At 64.1% G+C, this 22,715-nt stretch carries 23 protein-coding genes and 2 pseudogenes; 11 read left to right on the top strand and 14 right to left on the bottom strand.

The genetic code is table 11. From position 1 onward, the window contains the following. The first annotated feature begins 53 nt into the window (after positions 1 to 53). Complete coding sequence (locus tag ASD55_RS08065; protein WP_056765386.1) at positions 54 to 1,343, top strand: FAD-binding oxidoreductase; 1,290 nt, start codon at positions 54 to 56, stop codon at positions 1,341 to 1,343. After that, positions 1,340 to 1,687 carry a tRNA-binding protein gene (locus ASD55_RS08060; protein WP_056718588.1) on the top strand — a complete coding sequence of 116 codons (348 nt, stop codon included), beginning with the start codon at positions 1,340 to 1,342 and terminating at the stop codon, positions 1,685 to 1,687. Before ASD55_RS08065 ends, ASD55_RS08060 begins: the two co-directional genes overlap by 4 nt. A gap of 4 nt (positions 1,688 to 1,691) precedes the next feature. Here the strand turns inward: ASD55_RS08060 and ASD55_RS08055 are convergent, their stop codons facing one another. Next, entirely contained in the window at positions 1,692 to 2,612 is a 921-nt protein-coding gene (locus ASD55_RS08055; RefSeq protein ID WP_056765070.1) for an MBL fold metallo-hydrolase, read from the bottom strand. Between the two features lie 144 nt (positions 2,613 to 2,756). Between ASD55_RS08055 and ASD55_RS08050 the strand changes: the two genes are divergently transcribed. The 5 genes from ASD55_RS08050 to ASD55_RS08030 all read left to right on the top strand — a co-directional run bounded on the left by ASD55_RS08050 (position 2,757) and on the right by ASD55_RS08030 (position 7,863). After that, the gene (locus tag ASD55_RS08050; protein WP_056765067.1) at positions 2,757 to 3,410 is read left to right on the top strand and encodes a hypothetical protein; all 654 of its coding nucleotides are present in this window, start codon (positions 2,757 to 2,759) and stop codon (positions 3,408 to 3,410) included. A 7-nt stretch (positions 3,411 to 3,417) separates the two neighbouring features. Continuing rightward, a complete protein-coding gene (locus tag ASD55_RS08045; protein WP_056765064.1) occupies positions 3,418 to 5,772 on the top strand; it encodes an EAL domain-containing protein in 2,355 nt (784 codons plus the stop codon). Then, the gene (locus ASD55_RS08040) at positions 5,769 to 6,980 is read left to right on the top strand and encodes a hypothetical protein (protein WP_056765061.1); all 1,212 of its coding nucleotides are present in this window, start codon (positions 5,769 to 5,771) and stop codon (positions 6,978 to 6,980) included. The genes ASD55_RS08045 and ASD55_RS08040 overlap by 4 nt, the downstream gene beginning before the upstream one ends. Positions 6,981 to 7,089: 109 nt before the next feature. Beyond that, the gene (locus ASD55_RS08035; protein ID WP_056718584.1) at positions 7,090 to 7,431 is read left to right on the top strand and encodes a hypothetical protein; all 342 of its coding nucleotides are present in this window, start codon (positions 7,090 to 7,092) and stop codon (positions 7,429 to 7,431) included. A gap of 6 nt (positions 7,432 to 7,437) precedes the next feature. Then, complete coding sequence (locus ASD55_RS08030; protein WP_056765058.1) at positions 7,438 to 7,863, top strand: DUF2231 domain-containing protein; 426 nt, start codon at positions 7,438 to 7,440, stop codon at positions 7,861 to 7,863. On the opposite strand, the gene ASD55_RS08025 is transcribed toward ASD55_RS08030, so the two are convergent. From ASD55_RS08025 to ASD55_RS08000, 6 genes are all read right to left on the bottom strand, one after another. Further along, complete coding sequence (locus tag ASD55_RS08025) at positions 7,844 to 8,506, bottom strand: DNA-3-methyladenine glycosylase (RefSeq protein WP_056765055.1); 663 nt, start codon at positions 8,504 to 8,506, stop codon at positions 7,844 to 7,846. The genes ASD55_RS08030 and ASD55_RS08025 overlap by 20 nt on opposite strands. 16 nt (positions 8,507 to 8,522) lie before the next feature. Beyond that, positions 8,523 to 9,176, bottom strand: coding sequence for a DNA oxidative demethylase AlkB (alkB, locus tag ASD55_RS08020; RefSeq protein WP_056765052.1), 654 nt, complete (start codon positions 9,174 to 9,176; stop codon positions 8,523 to 8,525). Continuing rightward, the gene (locus ASD55_RS08015; protein ID WP_056765049.1) at positions 9,173 to 9,907 is read right to left on the bottom strand and encodes a 2OG-Fe(II) oxygenase; all 735 of its coding nucleotides are present in this window, start codon (positions 9,905 to 9,907) and stop codon (positions 9,173 to 9,175) included. The genes alkB and ASD55_RS08015 overlap by 4 nt, the downstream gene beginning before the upstream one ends. Next, positions 9,904 to 10,983 (bottom strand): bifunctional DNA-binding transcriptional regulator/O6-methylguanine-DNA methyltransferase Ada, encoded by a 1,080-nt coding sequence (ada, locus tag ASD55_RS08010; RefSeq protein WP_056765046.1) that lies wholly within the window; start codon positions 10,981 to 10,983, stop codon positions 9,904 to 9,906. Before ada ends, ASD55_RS08015 begins: the two co-directional genes overlap by 4 nt. Before the next feature lie 450 nt (positions 10,984 to 11,433). Next, positions 11,434 to 12,054, bottom strand: a complete 621-nt coding sequence (locus ASD55_RS08005) for an SEC-C domain-containing protein (RefSeq protein ID WP_082542715.1) — start codon at positions 12,052 to 12,054, stop codon at positions 11,434 to 11,436. Between the two features lie 333 nt (positions 12,055 to 12,387). Beyond that, on the bottom strand, positions 12,388 to 13,392 hold the full coding sequence (locus ASD55_RS08000) for a DNA-binding protein (RefSeq protein WP_056765040.1): 1,005 nt from the start codon (positions 13,390 to 13,392) through the stop codon (positions 12,388 to 12,390). Between the two features lie 168 nt (positions 13,393 to 13,560). Between ASD55_RS08000 and ASD55_RS07995 the strand changes: the two genes are divergently transcribed. The 4 genes and pseudogenes from ASD55_RS07995 to fabF all read left to right on the top strand — a co-directional run bounded on the left by ASD55_RS07995 (position 13,561) and on the right by fabF (position 16,727). Continuing rightward, positions 13,561 to 14,727, top strand: a complete 1,167-nt coding sequence (locus ASD55_RS07995; RefSeq protein ID WP_056765038.1) for a site-specific integrase — start codon at positions 13,561 to 13,563, stop codon at positions 14,725 to 14,727. A gap of 119 nt (positions 14,728 to 14,846) precedes the next feature. Continuing rightward, positions 14,847 to 15,026 (top strand): hypothetical protein, encoded by a 180-nt coding sequence (locus ASD55_RS18820; protein WP_235577757.1) that lies wholly within the window; start codon positions 14,847 to 14,849, stop codon positions 15,024 to 15,026. Positions 15,027 to 15,073: 47 nt separating this feature from the next. Further along, positions 15,074 to 15,196 (top strand): annotated as a pseudogene (locus ASD55_RS18965) (GDCCVxC domain-containing (seleno)protein); the annotation flags it as partial. A gap of 298 nt (positions 15,197 to 15,494) precedes the next feature. Next, on the top strand, positions 15,495 to 16,727 hold the full coding sequence (gene fabF / locus ASD55_RS07990; RefSeq protein WP_056765036.1) for a beta-ketoacyl-ACP synthase II: 1,233 nt from the start codon (positions 15,495 to 15,497) through the stop codon (positions 16,725 to 16,727). 188 nt (positions 16,728 to 16,915) lie between these two features. Here the strand turns inward: fabF and ASD55_RS07985 are convergent. From ASD55_RS07985 to sdhA, 7 genes and pseudogenes are all read right to left on the bottom strand, one after another. Next, positions 16,916 to 17,923: pseudogene (locus ASD55_RS07985) on the bottom strand (MFS transporter); the annotation flags it as partial. Between the two features lie 196 nt (positions 17,924 to 18,119). Further along, positions 18,120 to 18,461, bottom strand: coding sequence for a DUF167 family protein (locus tag ASD55_RS07980; RefSeq protein ID WP_056765384.1), 342 nt, complete (start codon positions 18,459 to 18,461; stop codon positions 18,120 to 18,122). Between the two features lie 77 nt (positions 18,462 to 18,538). Further along, on the bottom strand, positions 18,539 to 18,892 hold the full coding sequence (locus ASD55_RS07975; RefSeq protein ID WP_056765033.1) for a response regulator transcription factor: 354 nt from the start codon (positions 18,890 to 18,892) through the stop codon (positions 18,539 to 18,541). 83 nt (positions 18,893 to 18,975) lie between these two features. Then, positions 18,976 to 19,686, bottom strand: coding sequence for a hypothetical protein (locus ASD55_RS07970; RefSeq protein ID WP_157598912.1), 711 nt, complete (start codon positions 19,684 to 19,686; stop codon positions 18,976 to 18,978). A gap of 52 nt (positions 19,687 to 19,738) precedes the next feature. Then, a complete protein-coding gene (locus ASD55_RS18025) occupies positions 19,739 to 19,987 on the bottom strand; it encodes a ribbon-helix-helix protein, CopG family (RefSeq protein WP_235577755.1) in 249 nt (82 codons plus the stop codon). An 81-nt stretch (positions 19,988 to 20,068) separates the two neighbouring features. After that, entirely contained in the window at positions 20,069 to 20,848 is a 780-nt protein-coding gene (locus tag ASD55_RS07965; RefSeq protein ID WP_056765029.1) for a succinate dehydrogenase iron-sulfur subunit, read from the bottom strand. Positions 20,849 to 20,920: 72 nt separating this feature from the next. Beyond that, positions 20,921 to 22,708 carry a succinate dehydrogenase flavoprotein subunit gene (sdhA, locus tag ASD55_RS07960; RefSeq protein ID WP_056765026.1) on the bottom strand — a complete coding sequence of 596 codons (1,788 nt, stop codon included), beginning with the start codon at positions 22,706 to 22,708 and terminating at the stop codon, positions 20,921 to 20,923. Positions 22,709 to 22,715 lie beyond the last annotated feature (7 nt).

The raw sequence follows: 22,715 nt of genomic DNA, 5'->3' as shown, positions 1-22,715 counted from the left end.
ACCGCGCCCGCGCCTGTCAGGTCAGCAGCGCGGGCGTGGGCCACGGCGTCGGCATGAATCAGGTTTCCTTCCCTTCGTACTACCGCGCCACGGCGACGCCTTACCCGGCTTACGCCGCGTTGCAGGGCAGCGGACGCGCCCGGGTGGCGATCGTCGGTGGCGGTTTTGCCGGACTGAACACGGCACTGGGACTGGCCGAGCGTGGTGTCGGCGAGGTGGTGCTGCTGGAGCGCGAACAGATCGGTTTCGGTGCCTCCGGCCGCAACGGAGGTTTCGTGTTTGCCGGCTATTCGCTGGGTGAGCAATCGCTGCTGGACCAGCTGGGCGAGGCGCGCGCGCAGGCCATTTTCCGGCTCACCACCGAAGCGGTGCAGCGCATTCGCCGGCGCATCGCCGATTACGCCATTCCCTGCGATGCCGTCGACGAGGGCGTGATCTGGGCCAACTGGTTCCGCGATCCCGCCGTGTTGCGCCAGCGCCAGCAGTTGCTGGCAGGGCACTACGGCGTGCAATGGCAATGGCTGGCCGAGGCGGAACTGCGCCAGCGTATCCACAGCGAGCGTTATCACGACGGCCTGTACGAGCGTGACGCGCTGCACCTGCATCCGCTCAACTATGCGATCGGGCTTGCCGCGGCGGCGGCCGGAAAGGGTGTGCGCATCCACGAGAACAGCGGTGTCCGCAGCCTCGAACGCGAAGGCCTGCAATGGCGTTTGCGCACCGCGCAGGGCGACCTGCTGGTCGACCAGGTGGTGCTGGCCTGCGGCGGTTACCTGGCGGGCCTGCAGAAACCGATCGACCGGGCGATCCTGCCGATCGCCACCTACGTGATGGTCACCGAACCGCTGGGGCCACGGATGGACGACTGCCTGGCCACCCGCGCCGCGGTCTATGACAGCCGCTTCGCATTCGATTACTACCGCGCGCTGCCGGACACCCGGTTGCTGTGGGGCGGCCGCATCTCGATCCGCAACCGCTCGCCCCAGGCGGTGCAGCGGCTGCTGACGAAAGACCTGCTGCGGGTGTTCCCCCAATTGCACGGCGTGAAAATCGATTACGCGTGGTCGGGCCTGATGAGCTATGCGCGCCACCAGATGCCGCAAATCGGCGGGAGCGACAACGGGCTCTGGTGGGCACAAGCGTTTGGTGGCCATGGCTTGGCGCCGACCTGCGCGGCCGGCGAACTGCTGGCGGCGGCGATCGCCGATGGCGACCAGGGCTGGAAACAGTTTGCCGACTACGGCCTGGGCAGCACGCACCGGCCGTTCGGTTATCTTGGTGCGCAGGCGACCTACTGGTGGCAGCAGGGCCGCGACTGGTTGAAGACGAGGCTGGAAGGATGAGCGAAGCAGGGCAGGGTGAAATCAGCTGGGCCGATTTCGAGAAGGTGCGGATCGTCGCCGGTACGGTGACACGGGTGGAAGCGTTCCCCGAGGCGCGCAAGCCGGCCTGGAAAGTGTGGGTGGATTTCGGCGCGTACGGCGAGAAGAAGACCAGCGCGCAGATTGCGGCGCTGTACAGCGCCGAGCAACTCGTGGGCCGGCAGATCGTCGGCGTGATCAACTTCCCCGAAAAGCAGATCGGCCCGTTTCGTTCGCAGTTCCTGCTGACCGGGTTTCACACCGACGACGGGGTGGTGTTGACCGCCGTCGAACGGCCGGTGCCGAACGGTACGCGCCTGGCCTGAGTCGTCAGCGGTCCAGCCAGACCTCCAGCCCCTGCGCATTCAGCTCGATGTCCATCTCCAGCAGTTGGCGCAAGGTGCTGCGCCCGAAGTTCCAGCCGTGCGCTTCGGCGCGGGTGGCGTAGAGATCGGTGAGCGATTCCATCAACACGGCGTGTCGGTCGGGTTGGCCGTGCGCGGCGCGGGCCAGCGCGACCATCGCGTCGATCTGCGTGTGCAGGTCGGTGGCCAGCCGTTCCACCGCTTCCACCCGGCCGTAGTGGGTGAGGTACATCGCCTCGGGCCGCAGCGCGATCAAGCGTTCGATCGAGGCATGCAGCGCTTCCGGGTCGAACTGCACCGGCGAGGTGGTGGGCAGGATGAACGGGCCGTGCGCCGTGTCGAAATCACGATACGACAGGCCGAACACGTCGCCGGTGAAACAGACGTTGGCACGCTCGTCGTAGACGGTGAGGTGGTGCTTCGCATGGCCCGGGGTATCGATGCACGACAGCGGCCGCCCGCCCAGGTCCACCACGTGCCCGTCCGCCGCCTCGATCACCCGCTCGGCCGGAATGGGCCGCAGCCGGCCGTAGGTCTGTTCCATCACCGCCTCGCCGTAGACGGCGCTGGCGCCGGCCCACAACACCGACGGGTCGATCATGTGGCGTGCCCCGCGCGGATGCACCACCAGCTTCGCGTTCGGCAGCTGCGCGATCAGCTCGCCGGCACCGCCGGCATGATCCAGATGCACGTGAGTGAGGATCAGCCAGTCGACATCGGCCGGCGTGATACCGGCGCTGCCCAGCGCATCCAGCATGCGCGGCACCGCGAAGTTGGTGCCGCAGTCGATGAACGCGCCGCGGCCGTTCTCGACGACCAGGTAGGCCGCGTCGAACTGTGGCCGCACGAAGCCGGTATCGATGGTGTGGATGCCGTGTTCTGCCATGCCTGCCTCGCGATCGGTGGATTCCGCGAGGGTAGCAAGTTGCCGGGGCCACGGCACGGACGCCCGGGTTGATTCCGGTGAATCCGGCCAGCAGGCAAACTGCGGTAGGCTAGCTGCCAATGAGGGGATCGGGGGACTCCGTCAATGCGCTGCCTGCTCGTGGTTGCGTCACTGCTGCTGGGAAATGCATGGCCGGTGCTGGCGGCGGAGGTCACCGTCCACCTCGACGATGGCCGCGGCCATGCGGTGAGCGACGCGGTGGTCATGTTGATCCCGGATGCGGCTCCGGCTGCGGCATCGGCGCCTCCGGCACCGGCCACCCACATCGTCGACCAGCGGGACGAGACCTTCGTTCCGTACGTGCAACTGCTTCGTCCTGGCGACGAGGTGGTGTTCCGCAACAGCGACAGCACCCGCCATCACGTCTATTCGTTTGCCGCGATCAGGACTTTCGAATTCGTGCTGCGGCCTGGGGAAAGCTCGCCGGCCCTGGTGATGGACAAGAGCGGCATCGCCGCGGTGGGCTGCAACATCCACGACCACATGATCACCTACCTGTTCGTGTCCGCGGTGCCGGCGATCGCGCTTTCCGGTAGTGACGGCAACGCCACCATCGGTCATCTGGCGCCGGGGCGCTACACCGCGCACGTCTGGCACCCGCAGCTGCATCCCGGTCATCCGCAATCGAGCCAAAGCGTGACCATCGGGAATGATGCCGACATCGGACATCTGGATTTCACGCTGTCGCTGATGCCCGATCCGCGCATGTTCATGGATCGCGAGCACCTGGACTACTGAGCCGACCATGCGCACCATGGGTTTCCGCCTTCGCCTCGCGCTGTTCTTCGTCGCCACCCTGGTGACGGTGCAACTGCTGACCGCCGGCCTCGTCTACGAGGTGACCCGGCGCGCCCTGGTGACCGAAGGCGAGCGCCAGCTGACCGCCAACGCGCAGGCTTTCGTGGCGCAGATGGACGACATCTCGGCGCGGATCGGCGGCAACGTCGAAGTGCTGTCGCTCGACTACGCGCTGCGTTCGGCCATCGCCGAGCGCGATCGTGGCACCGTGTTGTCGGTGCTGCGCAACCACGGCCGGCGGGTGGGCGCCTCGCGCATGCTGCTGATCGGCCTGGACGGAACGGTCGAGGCCGATACCGCCGCCACCACGAGCATGCCGCAGCGCTTTCCGTTTCCCGACCTGATCGATGACGCCTATGACCGGCGCACCGCCGCGGTGGTCGCGCTGGACGGCAAGGCGTCGTGGATGGTGGTGGTGCCGATCTACGCGCCGCAGCCGGTGGGCCTGGTGGTGGTCAACGTGCCGCTGGATGACGTGCTGCTGGCGCACATGCAGCGGCTTTCCGCCTTGCCCCGCGACATCGAGCTGGCCACGCAGACCGCCCCGGATCGCTGGGACGTGGTGGCGCGGGGCGATCGCCACACCGGGCTGGTCGACAGCCTCGCCAGCGCACATCGCGGGCTGCCGTGGAAACCGCTGCTGACCGAGGTCGGCGGCAAGGAATACATGGTGCTGGCGCAGCGCCTGAAGCAGCCGAAGCAGGGCGCGCCGGTGGTGGCGGTGCTGGGCTATTCGCTGGACGACGCGCTGAGTCCGTTCCGCTCGATCGCGATCGCGTGGGCGACCCTGCTGGCGCTGGGCCTGGGCGTGGGCCTGCTCGGCGCATGGTTCACCGCGCGCAGCGTGTCGCGCCCGGTCGAGGCGCTGGCCGCCGCGGTGCGACGCATCGGAGCGGGTGATTACCGCACCCCCGCCAGCACCCGGCGACATGACGAAATCGGCCAGCTGGCCGGCGCCTTCGACGCCATGACCGAAGCGGTGCGCCAGCGCGAGCTGCGTATCCGCCACCAGGCCATGCACGACAGCGTCACCGACCTGCCCAACCGGCTGGCTGCCGAAGCCAGCATCGACGAAAGCCTGGCAAGCCATGCGGGCGAGGGTGCTCTGCTGATGGTCGGCCTGACGCGAGCGCCCGAAATCATCAAGACGATGGGACACGCCCTGTGCGACCGGCTGATGCGCGACGCCAGCGAACGCATCCGCCGGGTCGCGATGGATGCCTTCCTCGCCCGCACCAGCGACACGCAGTTCATGCTGTGGCTGCCGCGGGCCGGGCAGGACGCCGCGATCGCGGCCGGGCTGCGCGTACTCGACGCGCTCAACGAGCCGTACCAGGAAACCGACGTCAGCATCGACCGGCTGCCGTCCGTGGGCATCGCGATGGCGCCGGCCGATGGCCGGCAAGCCGACATGCTGCTGCGCCATGCCGAGGTCGCCCAGTTCGCCGCCGCCGGCTCGGCCAGCGCGCTGAGTTTCTATGATGCGGCCACCGACCCGCATCGGCCCGAGCGGCTGTCGCTGATGGGCGACCTGCGCGAGGCACTCGACCGCGACGGCCTGCTGCTGCACTACCAACCCAAGTTCGACCTCGCCAGCCAGCGCACCGACGGTGCCGAGGCGCTGCTGCGCTGGAGCCACCCGCGACGCGGCTGGGTGGCGCCGGACACGTTCATCGGCATGGCCGAGGACACCGGCAACATCCATCGTGTCAGCCGCTGGGTGCTGGCCAGCGCGCTGGCGCAGGTTCAGCGCTGGATCGAACGTGGCCTGGCGCTGCACATCGCGGTGAACCTGTCGACCCGCGACCTGGAGGATGCCGATTTGCCGGCGTGGATCGCCGCGCTGCTGTCGATCCATCGGGTGCCGGCATCCTGCCTGACCGTGGAAGTGACCGAGCGGGCCGTGATCGGCGAACCGGACACGGCGATCCGCATCCTGCGAGGGCTGGCCGAGCAGGGCATCGGCATCGCGATCGACGATTTCGGCGTGGGCCAGGCGACCTTCGCCTACCTGCGCCACCTGCCGGTCAGCGAACTGAAGATCGACCAGATGTTCGTCCGGCACCTGGCCACCGATGCGAACGACCGGATCATCGTGCGTTCCATCGTCGAGCTGAGTCATCAGCTGGGCTATCGCGTCACCGCCGAAGGCGTGGAGGACCAGGGCGCGCTGGATTACCTGGCTGCGGTCGGCTGCGATCATGCACAGGGCTTCTTCATCGCCCGGCCGATGCCGGCCGAGGCTTTCGCGACCTTCGTCGGCGGGCAGGCCGGGCTGGCCGCCGCGGGGCCGCGCCGATGATGCGCCGGGCCTGCCTGTGCTGCCTGCTGGTCTTGTACGTGCCGGCAGGTCTCGCCCAGGATTTCAAGTTGCATGCATGGCTGGACGGACGCCTGGTCGCCGCACCCGGCGAAACCAGCTGGACCCACGGCGGCCTGGGCAAGACGCGTTTCGGCGGTGGCGGCGTCGATGCCCGCTTCGGCGGTGCGGGCGTGGTCGGCACCGCCCAGTTCACGCCCGCGCTGATGGCGCTGGCCTCCGTCCAGTGGCAGGACACCGACTACGCCACGCTGGACACGATCGAAGCCTACCTGCGCTACCGCCCGGTGTCGCTGTCGCGCTGGCGCTGGTCAGTGCAGGCCGGCGCTTTCCTGCCGCCGATCTCGCTGGAGAACGATGCGATCGGCTGGACCAGCTCGTGGACGCTTACGCCTTCGGCGATCAATAGCTGGGTCGGTGAGGAATTGCGCGCGACGGGCGCGGAGGGCCGGTTCGAATGGCGCGGCGACGACGCCAGCTGGGAACTGCGCAGCGCGCTGTTCCAGCGCAACGATCCGGCCGGCAACCTGCTGGCCGTGCGTGGCTGGTCGCTCAGCGACCTCACCTACGGGCTGGGCAGCCGCCCGCACGAGCCCGACGCGGTGGTGCGCCGAAACGGTGGCCAGCCGCCGGGACGCTACGATCCGTTCCAGAATATCGGCCATCGCACCGGCTGGTACGCGAACCTCGACTGGCGCACGTCTGCCGGCGGCAGGCTGAGCCTGATGCGTTACGACAACCGCGCCGATCCCGCCGCGCACAGCGACAGCGGCGTATTCGCCTGGCACACCTGGTTCTGGAGCCTGGGCGCCTCGGCCGACACCGGCCCGATCCGCTGGATCGCCCAGGCGATGGACGGCGCCACCGTGATCGAGCCGGTCGACGGATTGCAGTTCGAAACGCGCTTCCGCTCGGCCTTCCTGCTGGCGGGATGGAACCGCGGGACGTGGCGCCCGGCATTGCGCATCGAACATTTCAGCACCCGCGAACTCGCCGCCGCCGTGGGCACCGGCCAGGGCGAGCACGGCAACGCCGTCACCGCGGCGCTCAACTGGCGCCCGCGCGACTGGCTGCGATTGAGCGCCGAGGTGCTGCGCATCGACAGCGTGCGCACGCAGCGCGTCGACGCGGGGCTGGCGCCGGGGCCGGCGGTCACCCAGGTGCAATTGGGCGTGCGGCTGATCTATTGAGCGGCTTCCGCGAGATGTCCGCCCGGCATGCGGGAACCTCCTGCGGCACGATTGCATCCGATCCCTGACGATCCACTTCATCCACGCCATGCGACAAGGGGAGAACGACATGTTGCTCTATGCAGTCCTGATTTTTGCGGTGGCCGCCATCGGCGGCCTGGTGCTGGCCTCCAGCGTGCTGCGCGGCAAGCTGGCGCCGTGGGCGATCTCGGCATTGCACGCCTTGCTGGGCGCCAGCGGCCTGGTGCTGCTGATCCTGGTCGTGCTGCAGGGCGCGGCGCCGGGGCGGCTCACCGCGGCGCTGGCCTTGCTGGTGCTGGCGGCGCTGGGCGGCTTCTTCCTCGCTTCGTTCCACATGCGCAAACAGGTGGCGCCCAAAGCCGTGGTGCTCGTGCATGCCGGCGTCGCGGTGGTCGGCTTCCTGACCTTGCTCAGCCTGCTGCTGGGCTGAGCTGCCATGCGCCATCCGCTGCACCCCGCGCTGGTCCATTTCCCGATCGCCTGCTGGTCGCTGGCCACGGCGGCGGATCTGGCCAGCCTGGTCTGGGGTGAGCCGGCGTGGCATCTTGCCGGCGTGTTGCTGGTGGCGGGGATCGGTTTCTCGATACCCGCCATGCTGGCCGGTTTCCTGGAGCTGGCGAAAGTCGCCGCGGATCACCCGGCGATCCGCGACCTCAACCGGCACATGATCGCGGTGATGAGCGCACTGTCCTGTTATGCGGCCAGCCTGTTCCTGCGCCTGCAGGGTGCCCGGCTGACCGCACCGGGCGTGCCGGCGATCGCGCTGAGCGTGCTGGGTTTCGTCGCGCTGGGCGTTGCCGGCTGGCTCGGCGGCAAGCTGGTGTATGGACACCGGCTCGGCGTCACTCCACCGTCGGCGTAGTGGCCCGCTTTGCCTTCAACGGTCGGGGGACGCGCCACAGGTACCACGCCGCGGCCGTGCGATGCGGGCTCCACGCCTGGCCGATCAGCGCCATCGCCTTCGGCGTCGGCGCCGCGTCGAACGACTTCAGCAGCCGGTAGCCTTCGCGCACGCCGAAATCGTCGGCCGGCAGGATATCGGGCCGGGCCAGGCTGTAGATCAGGAACATCTCCACCGTCCACCGACCGATGCCCTTCAGCGCGCTCAGGCGGGCGATGAGCTCGTCGTCGGCGAGCGACTGCGCGGTGGCGAGGTCGGGCACCACGCCTTCCAGCGTGGCCGCGGCGATGCTCCGGATCGTCTCGATCTTGCGCGCCGAGAAACCACAGGCGCGCATCGCGTCGAAGCTGGCGTCGAGCAGTTGCCGCGGCGACGGAAACGCCGACCGTGGATGCAGGGCGAGCAGGCGGGCGACGATCGCATCGCCGGCCTTGACGTGCAGTTGCTGGTAGGCGACCGCACGCACCAGCGCTTCGTACGGTTCGCGGGCGGGTTTCGGTTCGTGTCCGCAAGGACCGAGTTGCGCCACCAGTTGCGCCCAGTCGGAGTCGATTGATGCCAGATGTTTCGATGCATCGACGGATGCCGGCTTGCGGCCTTTCATCGGACGAACTCCCTGGCTAGCCGGCGCAGCGAAACGTGAGGTTGATGCGGCATTCGCCCAACGCTTCGTGATGGTTCGGCTTCAGCGGCAGCACGCCGTGATGGCGCAACCGCGCCGGGCCGCCCCAAACGACCACGTCGCCGTGAGCCAGCGGCACCCGCATCGCGGGATCGCTGCGTTGTTCGCCACCGAACAGGAACACGGCGGGAATGCCCAGCGACACGGAAACGATCGGCTGGCCGAAGTCGCGCTCGTCGCGATCCTGATGCAGGCTCAGCCGGGTGCCCGGCTCGTAGCGGTTGACCAGGCAGGCATCCGGCGCGAAACCGGCAAAGCCGGCCTGGGCGGCCGCGTTGGCGGCGAGCTTGCGGAACACGTCGGGCAGCGGCGGCCAGCGCTTGCCGCTGTCCGGATCGACCGGATCGTAGCGATAGCCGCGCCGGTCGCTGACCCAGCCCAGCGATCCGGCATTGGTCATCGCCACCGACATGCGCAAGCCGCCGGGGGTGATCAGGTGGCGGAATGGCGCCTGCGCCACGATCGCATCGATCGCCTGCAGCAGCGGCGCCTCGTCGGCCAGCGCAAAGCCGCGCAACACCACCGCGCCTGCGCACAAGGACTCGTCGCGCCGCGGCGCCCGGATGCCGGCGAACAGGTCGGTGGTGATCATGTGGCGTCGTGGAAGATGATGCCCAGCGTGTGGCGATGGCCGCTGCGCAGCCGGCTGACGCCATGACGAAGGTTCACCCGGTAGCTGCCCCGCGTGCCACGCACCGGGCGCTGGTGCACCGCGAACACCACCGCGTCGCCCTGGCGCAGCGGCACCACGTCGGCGCGTGACTGCATGCGCGGGCGCTGCTCGGTCAGCACGAATTCGCCGCCGCTGAAATCCCGTCCCGGCTCGGACAGCAGGATCGCCACCTGCAGCGGAAACACGTGCTCGCCGTAGAGATCCTGGTGCAGGCAGTTGTAGTCACCGGCGCCGTACTGCAACAGCAGCGGCGTGGGCCGCCGCTGGCCGGCGCCGTGGCAGCGCGCGAGAAACGCCGCGTGGGAGTCGGGATAGCGCACGTCGATTCCCATCGCCGCATTCCAGCGATTCGCGACCGGCACCAGTCGGGGATAGATCGCGCCGCGCAGACTGGCCACGGTGTCCGGCAGCGGGTAGGCAAAATACTGGTACTCGCCGCGCCCGAAACCGTGCCGGCCCATCACGACACGGCTGCGGAAGATCGCCTCGTCGGCGTAGAGGCTGGCCAGATCGAGGCACTCCCGCGGCGACAGCAGGGCTTCGAGCATCGCAAAGCCCTGCGCGTCGAGGTCGTCCGCGACGTCGGCCCAGTCGAAAACCTGCAGTCGCGCAGCGGCGTCATCCGTCATCGCGTCGGGCATCGCGTTCATGCCTTGGCCTCGCGGGCGAGCAGGGCGCGCTTGCGTTCCACGCCCCAGCGATAGCCGGACAGGCCGCCGTCGTTGCGCACCACGCGATGGCAGGGGATCGCCACCGCCAGCATGTTCGCCGCGCAGGCACCGGCCACCGCCCGCACCGCCCTGGGCGAACCGATGCGTTGGGCGATCTCGCTGTAACTGACGGTGGCGCCGGCCGGAATGTCGCGCAGCGCCCGCCAGACCCGCTGCTGGAACGCGGTGCCGCGCACGTCCAGTGGCAGGTCGAGGCCGAGCGCAGGCGCCTCGACGAAACCGACCACCGTCGCCACCAACTGCTCGAACGCGCGATCGCCACCGATCAGGTTCGCCCTGGGGAAGCGGTCCTGCAGGTCGCGGGCCAGGGTATCCGGGTCGTCGCCGAACAGGATCGCGCAGACCCCGCGCTGGCTCTGCGCGACCAGGATGGCGCCCAGCGAGCACTCGCCGATCGCGAAGCGGATGTCGTGGTCGACGCCGCCGGCGCGGTAGCTGGACGGCGTCATGCCGAGCAGCTGGTTCGAGCTCTCGTAGAAACGGCTGCTGGCGTTGTAGCCGGCGTCGAAGATCGCCTCGGTCACGCTGCTGCCGCGACCGAGTTCGCTGCGCACCCTGCCGGCGCGGTGTGCCGCGGCATATTGCTTCGGCGTCACCCCGGCGATGGCCTTGAAGATGCGGTGGAAATGGAACGGGCTCAGGCCGGTCGGTTTCGCCAGTTGCTCCAGCGTGGGCGCGGTCTCCGCGTTCTCGATCAGGCGGCAGGCCCCGGTGACCATGGCCGCGTGCTGCTCCTGCAGCGACAGCTGGTCCGGCTTGCAGCGCTTGCACGGGCGAAAGCCGGCGCGTTCCGCCGCTGCGGCCGAATCGTGGAACGCCACGTTCCCGGGCCGGGCCGGGCGGGCTGCGCAGGAAGGACGGCAGTACACGCCGGTGGTCCTGACCGAATAGAAGAAGCTGCCGTCGGCGCCCGCATCGCGCGCCTGCAGCGCGGCCCAGCGGGGGTCGCTCAGCGTGGCGGCGGCCTGTTCGGCGATTTTGTCGGCGGTTTTCATGGGTGTGCTCCCGAAGATTATCTCGTGCAGCCAATCTACGGGGCGGTGGCCGTGGCGGCACTCCGGGTCTTGCGGTCGAATTCGTGCCGTTCATCGTGATGGGCATGCAAGACACTGGCGCCTGCATGGGAGATATCAAGTGTCGATGGCTGCGCGTGTGCGGGAAGTCGGCTAAAACCACCCAACGCCCAATATGGTAAAAGTACCTATAAAACATCTTTACAGACAGCTACTTATGACGCTATCCCGGGGTGTGGAGAGCAACGGAACGAAAAACCGGGGTTACCGTTTCGCCGCCGGGGTCAATCGGCAAGCAAAAGCTCGTCTCCGATTCGTATCGGAGATCATGATGTCCCGTCTGAGGTATGGCCGGGATTCTGGAAATTTTCGCAGAAACACAGCTAAGCAGCTGTATTGACGCTGGTATAGAGGAAATAATTCACACCAAAGCTACTTGCTAAAGAGGGCTTCAAAGCCAGGGCCATGGCACCGCTTGTATTTGCTACCCCTTCCGCACAGACATGGATCGTGGTCGCGCAGGCCCGATGAAATGGACTGACCGAGAAAACTCTGTGCCCTCAGCAGCGGCTCGATCTCATGCGCCGGAACGCTGACCTGCCCGTATTGGGCCGTGCGCTCGCCACGATTCATCACCTGGACGATGGCCTCGGACGCCTTGATGAAGTGACGAACGAGCAAATCGTCCCGCACCGGCAGCCTGACGTTATCTGTAACAGCGCCGGTGTATGTGCGCCTTGCGTCAGGTACGAACAAGATCGTAGCCTCCCCGTGCGTCTTGGGTGTGATGTCGATGAGCTGACCCTCGGGCGAAACCCAGACGGCATGAAACTCCGCCTCGACCATCACATGCGGCCACTCCCAGATCTGCCAGCCGCATAGCATACGTCCACCGGCCCGCACGATCTTAGCCGTCACATTCGGGAAGCATTCGTTGACCACTGCGTCGGCTTCGGGTTGAACCGTTAGATAGGCAGGGTTTCCGCCCGGAACCACTTTCGCGATCAGTTGTTGGATATGTTTGGTGATATGCGGCGGCGTGGTGGTTTTCAAGCAAGCAGATTCCAAAGTCGAGGGGTGACCCCATACTGGGGATCGCGCGGAGGTAAAATTGGGTTACAAGCCCTTCAGTACCGGAGCCAGTCTCATGCCCCATCCAACAACGGCTGTGCTGCGACGAATAGACGGTTCGTGGCTTATCGAACTGCCCAACGATATGGTTCGGTCAGTTGGTTGGACGGAGAACCAATCGATCTTCCTTCACTGCGAGTTGGCCGACGGCGTCTGGCTTTCCGCCCAAGACGAATCGGCAACGCTTACAGAACTGCCGGCTTACGCTGAACAACTCCCGGAGCGCTGAAGCCCGGCATTGAAAATGCCTCTTCGTCACAGTCCCTTGGCGCTCTTCTTGGAGTCCACACGTCTCTTCCGCTGGGCAGGTTTGCGCATATCGTCGTTACTTTTCCTTGTACCTGAGGCCTTGGCAGCCAGCAACTGCAAAGCCAGTTCCATCCCGTCGATTTGCCCGCGATTCGACTGTACCTGCTGCATCAAGGTCTGCCGCTCGGTCGTGAGGGCTTCGATCTGTGCACGCTGCTGTTCGAGCTTTTGAAGCTGTTCGCGGTAGCGCAACCGCAGTTCCGTAAGCTCCGTTTGCTGCTCCTCATGTCGCCGCTGCGCCTTGGCCAGCGCCCTTTCGGCGTGACGTTGCCCTTCGCGTGCCTCATCGATCTGCCGGAGCATGTGGTCCTGGGCCGCTTCCAGTCGCTGGGTGGCGGTGCCGAGTTCGGTCTGGAAGGCCAGGTCACGCTCGGCAAGGCGAGCCTGAAATTCGGTGGATTGCTTCTCCTGGGCCGCGACCGTGGCTTCTTGTTGACGCATGGATTCGGTACGCAAGCTGGCGATTTCCTGCTGCAAAGCGTGGACCTGGCCAAGCGCATCGTTTTTGGTTGCACTTTCACTGACCAGCCGCTGCTGCAGTTCAGTCAGCTGCTCGCCCAGTTGTGTCGCCTGCTGCGCTCGCTGCTGTCCATCGGCGATCGTGGCATCGCGCGATGCCCTGGCTTCGTCGCGTTCCAGTTGGATCGAGCTCAGTTCGGCTTCCATTGCCTCACGCTGTTCGGTAAAGGTCCGCTCCCCCTGTTCCACGGCGGCGACCCACAACGAGCGCATGGCGTCGGCCACCGCCGGTGGCAAATCGGCACCGAGCGCGTCGACCTTCGTTCGCTCGTCCTTCCACAACTTCAACTCATCATTGATGGTGGTTCGGCTGCCCTGCTGGATGACGGCATAGATCTGGTCGACGGTGATTTCGTGCGGCCGCTTCGCGCCGGCAACGAGCTGGGCGGCGGCTTCACGGGTACGTTGACGGGTATCGCTGACACGGCTCATGGGCAGATCCAAGCGCTCGGAGGGTCAATTTCGAAGGATAAGAATACTGTATATCGCAGTATTACGTTATATATATAACGATTAATTCAAGAAATTTACGATAACTCCTATAATCGAAAGTATTTTGGCAGTACCCTGCTTTACCCGTGGTCGCGAACATTGGAAAGCATGACTGAGCTGCTAATGAGTCTTTTGGCGTTGCCCAAGGCCCTGTTGCCCGCCCTGTCAGGTTGCGTAGGCACCAACCGGGCACCGGCCAGTGTGGCGCGGCAGATTGCGGCCAATGACGACGTGGCGGCGATCGGCTTATGGTTGGCGGAATATCACGACTCGCCACACACCTTCCGCAGTTACCGCAAAGAAGCCGAGCGGCTATTGCTCTGGGCCACGCAAGTGCGGGGCAAGCCGGTGTCCAGCCTGACGCGGGAAGATGTCATCGCCTATGAGGCATTCCTCATTCAACCGCCCGCGACCTGGTGCGACGACGGTCTGGCTCGTCGTGGCGAACATCGACGACTGTTCGTCGGTCCGTTAGCCGAGCGCAGCCGTCGCCAAGCGTTGGGCATTCTTGCGGGACTGTTCAACTATCTCGTACGCGCCGGCTATCTCGCGGGCAGCCCGTTTGTGCTGCAGCGACGACGGGCGCGCCGCGGCACCCGACGCACGATCGAACGCTACTTGGATCGGGCGCTCTGGGAGGATGTCCTACGTGTCGTCGACGGTTGGCCGCAGGACACGGCGCGGGAAAGGCAGCGCTACGAACGCGTCCGCTGGGTGCTTCGCTTCCTCTATGAAACTGCACTGCGGGCTGCCGAAGCGGCGGCCGCCGGCGAAAGTGATTTCCAGCATGTCCGTAGACGGTGGTGGCTGCACGCCGTGGGCAAAGGCGGCGTCGAGGGCATGATCCCTCTGAGCGATAGTCTTATGGAGGATTTCGCACGCTACCGACGTTTTTATGGACTGCCAGAGGTGCCTTCGTCGGATGGTAAGACACCCGCCATTCTGGGTATCGCCGGAAGGCCTTTCCCGCTGACGCCCACCTCGGTCTACCAGATCGTCAAGGACGCCTTCCGACGCGTGGCCGATACTTTGCAAGAAAAGGACGGTGCCAAAGCTGCGCGGGTACGGCGGGCATCGACGCATTGGCTGAGGCATACGGCCGCTACGCATCAGGCCGAGGATGGCACACCGATCCATCACATCCAGCAGAACCTGCGCCACAGTTCCATTGGTACCACGTCGATCTACATTCATGCGGAAGAGGATGCGCGGCATGCCAGCACCACAAAGACGCGCCACAAGGCAACGCCATCTCCAGGAGACGCCCATGATTGACCCGACCGATCCTTTGGCATGCCGGCCAGCGCGTTCAAGGGCGCCCGTGAAAGCCATGGTTTGAATAGGGCTGTTTTCCGTGCAGGTATGGACGTTCCGACACCACACGAAGTCGCTACATGCCCGCCACGCGGCTTTCATCGATCGCGGTCGACTGGATGTGGGAAAACCCATCCGAATTGACTCCAGACAATACGCAGATTACGGAACTGCGCGCCATCTTGGCGCTGCGTCCAGATGCTGGCTCTCCCGACATTGGTCAACTCTTCGTTGCCTGCGATGACTATTTGAAGGTGTAGCCGCATCGTTTGCCCAGTTTGCTCCAGCGAGCGCACTCGAAAGCACGTTGACCTGCCAACAATGTGGGCATCGAGTCACCGAGATGATGTTCACATTGCCATGCTGGTTTCTATACGAGTGCTCTGGCTGCGGTAAACTGTGGCGGCCCCAGTTTGGAGATTGCTGCGTGTAAAGCAACGTGCTGTGGCCGCCGATCCAGCAGAAGAGGAAGGCTTGCTGCGGATAATCCAACTGCATGGCGTTATCGGGTATTGGTTGAATGTGCTCGAAGAAGTTGAATACAACTTCGAGGTGCTACTGAGCATGTTCTGCAAATGAGTCTTCTTCCTTCCAATGCTTGCGTCCGTCAACTTCCATTTCGTCAGAAGCCCCATTTCCCTCCTAGCTGTTCGCTGAACCACAGCGAGGCTGGTGGTCTTCCCGTACATTCAAGCAAATTTCGCCTCAATCCTTACTACGGAATCATCTTGACTAAACGCAGAGTTGTTATAACTGGCTTGGGCGCGGTATCCCCGGTCGGCATCGGTGTCGGCGAGACATGGAGCAATATCGTCGCTGGAAAATCCGGTATCACCAAGATCACCCGCTTCGATGCTTCCGCCTTCGCCTCTCAGATCGCCGGGGAAGTAAAGAATTTCGACGTCACTCGGTATCTTTCTGCCAAAGAAGCGCGCCGCCTGGATACGTTCATCCATTACGGCATGGTGGCGGGTATGGAGGCGTTCAATGACTCTGGCCTGCAAGTGACTCCGGAAAACGCTGACCGTATGGGGGTCAATATCGGCGCAGGTATTGGTGGACTGCCGTTGATCGAGGAGACACACACAACCTATAAGGACAGTGGACCGCGCAAAATTTCGCCGTTCTTTATTCCAGGCACCATCATCAACATGATTTCCGGGAACCTGTCGATCATGTTTGGTCTGCAAGGCCCCAACTACGCTGTGGTAGCAGCTTGCACCAGCGGTCTGCATGCCATTGGCATCGGCGCTAGAACCATTGCTTACGGCGATGCGGACGTGATGGTGTGCGGTGGTGCAGAATCGACAGTGTCACCGTTGGCGTTGGGCGGTTTTGCTTCAGCCAAGGCACTTTCTACGCGCAACGATGATCCCGCGACGGCATGCCGCCCTTGGGACAAGGGGCGGGATGGTTTCGTGCTCGGTGAAGGTGCCGGTGTGCTGGTGCTGGAAGAATATGCGCATGCCAAGGCGCGCGGCGCCAAAATTTATGCGGAACTGGCCGGCTTCGGCATGAGTGGCGACGCTTACCACATGACAGCGCCCAACACCGATGGTCCGAGACGTTCCATGGTCAAAGCCTTGCACGACGCCGGTGTCAATCCGGACGAGATTCAGTACATCAACGCACATGGCACTTCCACGCAACTGGGGGACAAGAACGAAACCGAGGCCATCAAACTGGCTCTTGGCGATGCAGCGCGCAAAGTGGTGGTCAATTCCACCAAATCCATGACCGGGCACCTGCTTGGTGGCGCCGGCGGACTGGAGTCGGTACTGACCGTTCTTGCCGTGCATCGTCAGGTGTCGCCCCCCACCATCAACATTTTCGAGCAGGATCCCGAGTGCGACCTGGACTATTGCGCCAACACGGCGCGGCAGATGAAGATCGACGTGGCGATGAAAAACAATTTCGGCTTTGGTGGTACCAATGGCTCGCTGGTGTTCCGGCGCGTTTAAAACTTTCCTGGCTTGGCGTGCAGACGATTGCGCATCACCGATGTACTGCTTGATCGGCTGGCTCTGCATGCCATGGCGCCGTTTGTTGATGTGAAGCGGTATGCGATGAGCTGCCGCGCGCTGCAACTCGGTGCAGACAGTCAGCATGGCGCGTATGACGCCTGTCAGTAAGACGGCGGCTTTACGGGTTAGTCGCGAGCCGTTAGCTCACGGTTGACGCGCAATGCCAACAGGGTGCACGCGGCGCCGGAGAGCAGGTAGAGGCTCACCGCCCCCAGTCCGAAACGCGATGACAGCCCAAGTGCCACCAGCGGCGCGAAGGCTGCACCGATGAGCCATGCGAGATCGGAGGTCAGTGCGGCGCCGGTGTAGCGGAAGCGGGACGCGAAATTCGCTGTGGCGCTGCCGGAGGCTTGGCCATAGGAAAGGCCGAGCAGCGCGAATCCCACCAGAATGAAGATGTCCTGCGCCGCACGACTGCCACCCAGTAGCCAGGGCGCGAAGAGGCTGAAGACTCCGATAAGTACAGCAAGCGACCCAAGCGTTCTGTGTCGACCCATGCGATCGGCGATGAATCCTGATGCGATCATGCCGAGGATGCCGATCACGGCGCCGATGATCTGCACGATCAGCACATCGTCGATGGATTGTGTTTTACCCAATACGATCCACGACACCGGAAACACCGTGACGAGATGAAACAGGGCATAACTCGCCAGCGCGGCGAATGCACCCAGGAACAGGTTATTGCCTTGCGCACGCACCAAGTCAATCACGCCGACGGGCTCAAGCTCGTGCTCCTCCATCAACTTCGTATACTCCTGAGTTACGACCAGGCGCAGGCGCGCGAACAAGGCGACCACATTGATCGCAAAGGCGACGAAGAACGGATAGCGCCATCCCCAGTCGAGGAACTCGTCCTGCGAGAGGCTGGCGTGCAGAAACAGGAACAGCCCGCTGGCGATCATGAAACCGATCGGCGCACCCAGTTGCCCCAGCATGGCGTACCAGCCACGTCGCTGCGGCGGTGTATTCATGGCCAGCAGCGACGGCAATCCGTCCCACGAACCACCCAGCGCGATGCCTTGTAGAAAGCGGAAGATTGCCAGCAGAGCAATCGCGCCAGCACCAAGCACGCTGTAACCGGGCAGAAACGCCATGCCTGCCGTGGTGGTACCGAGAAGGAACAGTGCGACCGTGAGCTTTGTCCCTCGGCTCCAGCGTCACTGTAGCGCCATGAAGAGCGCGGTGCCCATCGGACGCGCCACAAACGCCAGCGATTTGATCCTTGGGGCTTGGCTTCGGCCCTATCGAATCCTTTCTTCGGCGCACGTAGAGTCAAAGTTGACTCAACGCAGTTGTGACGACTTGTTCCAGTCGTTCAGGCATCAGCTACCTTGGAGTGCTATCCAGCTCATCAGAAGCATTCTCCGCCTGGAACACCGCTGGAAGCTTCTGGGGTTCTTTGATGCGCAATTGTTTGTTGACGTTCATACGTCCGAACACCACCTCGATAGCAGAGCGCGGGACGCCAAATTCGCCGGCCAGGAAGCGCACCATGTGATCGGTCGCGCGTCCTGCACGCGGAGCGGCTGTCACACTGATCTTGAGTTGGGAGCCTTTGGGTTTGCCGATGGCGTCGCAGCTGGCACTTGGCTTGCCCAGAATGTTGACCACCAGCGTGTTGCCCTCCCACCAGAAAAAAGGCTTGCCCATCGCGGGGCTTGATTTCATCGTGTGCATTGGGGCGGCGAATATCTCAAGATGTCGTGACAGAGATCGGAGCGGAAACCGACGCGGTGAACGCGCTTTTAGCAGCATTCCAACAACCGATAGAGGCTCCGCTCCAACTCCACCACACCCACCGGTTTCATCAGCGTGCAGACACTTGCATAACCGGTGGGGTGAGCCAAACCTGTCGTCGAGTCTTGCTCGGCAAGCAATAGCACAGAGGTTCCACACGACTGAAGCATGGTGATGAGGCGTCGCGTTTCACCATACGGAAGGTGCGCATCGACGATGGCCGCCCTGAAGGCTGTCTGCAATACCGCATCGAGAGCCGATTCCAGCCCCACCGCAGCGGATACCTCGTGCCCCATCTGCGTTAGATCGCTTTTAAGTGAATTGCGAAAAGCGGCATCGTCGTCGACGATCAATATGCGCATTCCATAGTCCTTTGGCTATCGTGCGGACGATCGACCTAATCGATCGACATGTTTCATCCTGGTCGCCACGTTCGAGCGAGGAGTCAGCGGCGTCCCGTTCTTCCACCTAAGGCGTGAAAGTGCGAGGGCGGTGCCAAGTGGGTGCGGACGGTCTCGAACAAAGGATTGACGAGCGTCGGCTCCTGCAGGTGCCGACTCACCGCCGCTGCGGCCAGCTGAGCGACTTCCATCGCCAACGGCGGCGTGCCTTCGGGCCAGAAAGCCAGTTCGAGGGTATCTCTTCGTTCGGTTCCATCCAGGTGACGCAGCAAGTCGCGATAGACGGCCAAGCGCAGGTCATTTTTCGCATCCCCTTGACTGGGCGCGATCATGATCCGGACGGAATGCTGACCGGAGGACTTGAGATAGGTGTCATAGGCCGTCAGGCAACCGGAGAATAGCGAGCGGTAACGCGCCCCCTCCGTTCCCTGACGTTCGCCACGCTCATGTTCCACTACCGCCATCGCAAATCGCACTGGCAGGCGGCCGATCATGGTGGCCAGCGTGCTCTCGGCGGCATCCCGCTCCCGTTCGAGCGGTTCACTCAGCTGCGGTGCCACACGTTGCACCCACGATAGGCTCCCGACGGGGTGGGACATCGACGAACCATCGCGCACCATGCGCATCGCGGCGGCGGCCTCGGCGAGCATCGACCAGGCGGTGGGCGTCTCGGACCAACACAGCATCTGCACGTAGACATTATGGGCTACGCACTCTCCCAGGAAGGCTACGTGTTCCGGGGCCAGTCCAGCCATCGTCATCCGCGCGGTATCGGTTGGGAGAGAGGTTGCCGACGATGGGAGGTCGTTAGCGTGCGCGGGCATGAGTGCTTCCGGGCGTCGGTGCCGCCGTTTCGGCGGGGTCGTCCTCCGTATGCCATGGACGACCCAACTTGCGTTCGATGTATTCCCGGATCAGCCGGCGTACGACCTGTGAAGACGTAGCATCTTCTCCCGCGCACAAGCGTTCAAAAACCGCCTTTTTGCGGGGGTCGATCAGAATGGTCAAACGAGCGGTGCGATTTTCAATGGGCATAGGTTTGGAATCAATTTTCATTGGAGGCAACTTCCAGGGCTAATACGGTAAATGGTGCTTGCACCGATTTTCCTTCACCGCCCGGACAACGGCTCCGTTTGTTCACGTGCGCCGCTCCACCATGAGCTTCTTGATTTCGGCAATCGCCTTGGCCGGGTTCAGACCCTTGGGACAGGTGCGGGTGCAGTTCATGATGGTGTGGCAGCGGTACAGCTTGAACGGATCTTCCAGATCATCCAGGCGGGCGCCGGTGGCTTCATCGCGCGAATCCACGATCCAGCGATAGGCCTGCAGCAGGATCGCCGGACCGAGGTACTTGTCGCCGTTCCACCAGTAGCTCGGACAGCTGGTCGAGCAGCAGGCGCACAAGATGCACTCGTACAAGCCATCCAGCTTCTTGCGCTCTTCCGGCGACTGCAGGCGCTCGCGATCCGGCGCCGGGCTCTGCGTGCGCAGCCACGGTTTGATCGAGGCGAACTGTGCGTAAAAGTGAGTCAGGTCGGGGACCAGATCCTTTACCACCGGCATATGCGGCAGCGGATAGATCTTCACGTCGCCAGACGCGCATTCGCTGATCGCGCGGGTGCAGGCCAGTGTGTTGGTGCCGTCGATGTTCATCGCACACGAACCGCAGATGCCTTCGCGGCACGAGCGACGCAGCGTCAGTGTGGGATCGATTTCGTTCTTGATCTTCAGCAGCGCGTCCAGAACCATCGGACCGCACGCGGCCAGATCGACTTCGTACGTGTCCATGCGGGGGTTCTGTCCGTCATCCGGCGACCAGCGATAGATGCGGAAGGTACGCGGCTTCTTCGCATCCTTGGCCGGGTAGTGCTTGCCCGGCTGGATCCTGGAGTTCTTCGGTAGGGTGAATTCAGCCATGTCGTCAACCTTCAATGATTCGATGCGCGTGGTGTCCGATCACGGCCGAAAAAAGCCGCCCACAAAGTGCAATCAATAAACGCGTTTCGCCAAGGCTACGGGCTCGACCTCGTCGGTCAAGGTATTCATGTGCACCGGACGATAATCGAAGCGCGACTTGCCGGCCTCGTCGACCCATACCAGCGTGTGCTTGTGCCAGTTGAGGTCGTCGCGTTCCGGAAAGTCCTCGCGCGCATGCGCACCGCGGCTTTCCGGGCGCTGCTCCGCCGAATGCATGGTCGCCACCGCCTGCGCCAGCAGGTTGGATAGCTCCAGCGTCTCGATCAGGTCGGAGTTCCACACCAGCGAGTGATCGCTGATATGGACATCCTGAAACGAATCGTAGACCTCGGAGATCTTCTGCTTGCCTTCAGCCAGCGAGGCACCGGTGCGAAACACCGCCGCATCGCTCTGCATGGTGCGTTGCATGGCCATGCGGATCTGCGCCGTCGGCGTGCTCCCGTTGGCGTGACGCAACGCATCGAAGCGGGCCAGCGACTTGTCCAGTACGTTGGCGGGCAGATCCTTATGCGCCGTGCCTGGCTGGATCAGCTCGGCACAGCGATGGGCCGCCGCGCGACCGAAGACCACGATATCGAGCAGCGAGTTCGAACCCAGCCGATTGCCGCCATGCACCGACACGCACGCCGCCTCGCCGATCGCGAACAGGCCCGGCACGATCGCGTCGACATCGTCGCCACGCTTCTGCACGACCTCGCCGTGATAATTGGTCGGGATGCCGCCCATATTGTAGTGCGCGGTCGGAATGACGGGGATCGGCTCCTTGGTCACATCCACGCCGGCGAAGATGCGGGCCGACTCGGCAATACCCGGCAGCATTTCCTGAATAACCTTCGGCCCCAGATGCATCAGGTTCAGGTAGATATGATCCTTGTGTTCGCCGACGCCGCGACCCTCGCGAATCTCGATCGTCATCGCGCGACTGACCACGTCACGCGACGCCAGATCTTTCGCGTGCGGTGCGTAGCGCTCCATGAAGCGCTCGCCCTCGGCGTTGGTGAGGTATCCGCCTTCGCCACGCACGCCCTCGGTGATCAGGCAGCCGGCACCGTAGATGCCGGTCGGATGGAACTGCACGAACTCCATGTCCTGCAACGCCAGACCCGCGCGCAACACCATGCCGCCGCCGTCGCCGGTGCAGGTATGCGCCGAGGTGGCGCTGAAATAGGCGCGACCGTAACCGCCGGTCGCCAGCACCACGGCCTGGCCGCGGAAGAAATGCAAGGTGCCTTCGTTCATGTCGAGCGCGAGCACGCCGCGGCAAACACCGGCTTCGTCGAAGATCAGGTCGATCGCGAAGTATTCGATGAAGAACGTGGCGTCATGCGCCAACGCCTGTTGGTACAGCGTGTGCAACATGGCGTGGCCGGTACGGTCGGCTGCCGCACAGGTGCGCTGTGCGGTGCCCTTGCCGTAGTGCGTGGTCATGCCACCGAACGGACGCTGGTAGATCTTGCCCTCGGCGGTACGCGAGAACGGCACGCCGTAGTGCTCCAGTTCAATCACGGCCGCGGGCGCGTTCTTGCACATGTACTCGATCGCGTCCTGATCGCCAAGCCAGTCGCCGCCCTTGATGGTGTCGTAGAAGTGGAAGCGCCAGTCGTCTTCGCCCATGTTGCCCAGCGCAGCCGAAATACCGCCCTGTGCCGCCACGGTGTGCGAACGGGTCGGAAAGACCTTGGTGATACAGGCGGCCTTGAGGCCCTTCTCGGCCAGGCCGAAGGTCGCGCGCAGACCGGCACCACCGGCCCCGACCACGATCACGTCATACAGGTGTTGCTGGATCTTGTAGCTTTCCATGACACTC

It is taken from the genome of Rhodanobacter sp. Root561 (assembly GCF_001427365.1).
Classification (GTDB): domain Bacteria; phylum Pseudomonadota; class Gammaproteobacteria; order Xanthomonadales; family Rhodanobacteraceae; genus Rhodanobacter.
This window is presented reverse-complemented; position numbering and strand designations above follow the sequence as displayed.

What these genes read in the sequence shown, in the direction of transcription:
- ASD55_RS08065 (WP_056765386.1), top strand. Translation starts at nt 54, where the DNA reads ATGAATCAGGTTTCCTTCCCTTCGTACTACCGCGCCACGGCGACGCCT.
- ASD55_RS08060 (WP_056718588.1), top strand. Translation starts at nt 1,340, where the DNA reads ATGAGCGAAGCAGGGCAGGGTGAAATCAGCTGGGCCGATTTCGAGAAG.
- ASD55_RS08055 (WP_056765070.1), bottom strand. Translation starts at nt 2,612, where the DNA reads ATGGCAGAACACGGCATCCACACCATCGATACCGGCTTCGTGCGGCCA.
- ASD55_RS08050 (WP_056765067.1), top strand. Translation starts at nt 2,757, where the DNA reads ATGCGCTGCCTGCTCGTGGTTGCGTCACTGCTGCTGGGAAATGCATGG.
- ASD55_RS08045 (WP_056765064.1), top strand. Translation starts at nt 3,418, where the DNA reads ATGCGCACCATGGGTTTCCGCCTTCGCCTCGCGCTGTTCTTCGTCGCC.
- ASD55_RS08040 (WP_056765061.1), top strand. Translation starts at nt 5,769, where the DNA reads ATGATGCGCCGGGCCTGCCTGTGCTGCCTGCTGGTCTTGTACGTGCCG.
- ASD55_RS08035 (WP_056718584.1), top strand. Translation starts at nt 7,090, where the DNA reads ATGTTGCTCTATGCAGTCCTGATTTTTGCGGTGGCCGCCATCGGCGGC.
- ASD55_RS08030 (WP_056765058.1), top strand. Translation starts at nt 7,438, where the DNA reads ATGCGCCATCCGCTGCACCCCGCGCTGGTCCATTTCCCGATCGCCTGC.
- ASD55_RS08025 (WP_056765055.1), bottom strand. Translation starts at nt 8,506, where the DNA reads ATGAAAGGCCGCAAGCCGGCATCCGTCGATGCATCGAAACATCTGGCA.
- alkB (WP_056765052.1), bottom strand. Translation starts at nt 9,176, where the DNA reads ATGATCACCACCGACCTGTTCGCCGGCATCCGGGCGCCGCGGCGCGAC.
- ASD55_RS08015 (WP_056765049.1), bottom strand. Translation starts at nt 9,907, where the DNA reads ATGAACGCGATGCCCGACGCGATGACGGATGACGCCGCTGCGCGACTG.
- ada (WP_056765046.1), bottom strand. Translation starts at nt 10,983, where the DNA reads ATGAAAACCGCCGACAAAATCGCCGAACAGGCCGCCGCCACGCTGAGC.
- ASD55_RS08000 (WP_056765040.1), bottom strand. Translation starts at nt 13,392, where the DNA reads ATGAGCCGTGTCAGCGATACCCGTCAACGTACCCGTGAAGCCGCCGCC.
- ASD55_RS07995 (WP_056765038.1), top strand. Translation starts at nt 13,561, where the DNA reads ATGACTGAGCTGCTAATGAGTCTTTTGGCGTTGCCCAAGGCCCTGTTG.
- ASD55_RS18820 (WP_235577757.1), top strand. Translation starts at nt 14,847, where the DNA reads ATGCCCGCCACGCGGCTTTCATCGATCGCGGTCGACTGGATGTGGGAA.
- ASD55_RS07980 (WP_056765384.1), bottom strand. Translation starts at nt 18,461, where the DNA reads ATGAAATCAAGCCCCGCGATGGGCAAGCCTTTTTTCTGGTGGGAGGGC.
- ASD55_RS07975 (WP_056765033.1), bottom strand. Translation starts at nt 18,892, where the DNA reads ATGCGCATATTGATCGTCGACGACGATGCCGCTTTTCGCAATTCACTT.
- ASD55_RS07970 (WP_157598912.1), bottom strand. Translation starts at nt 19,686, where the DNA reads ATGGCTGGACTGGCCCCGGAACACGTAGCCTTCCTGGGAGAGTGCGTA.
- ASD55_RS18025 (WP_235577755.1), bottom strand. Translation starts at nt 19,987, where the DNA reads ATGAAAATTGATTCCAAACCTATGCCCATTGAAAATCGCACCGCTCGT.
- ASD55_RS07965 (WP_056765029.1), bottom strand. Translation starts at nt 20,848, where the DNA reads ATGGCTGAATTCACCCTACCGAAGAACTCCAGGATCCAGCCGGGCAAG.
- sdhA (WP_056765026.1), bottom strand. Translation starts at nt 22,708, where the DNA reads ATGGAAAGCTACAAGATCCAGCAACACCTGTATGACGTGATCGTGGTC.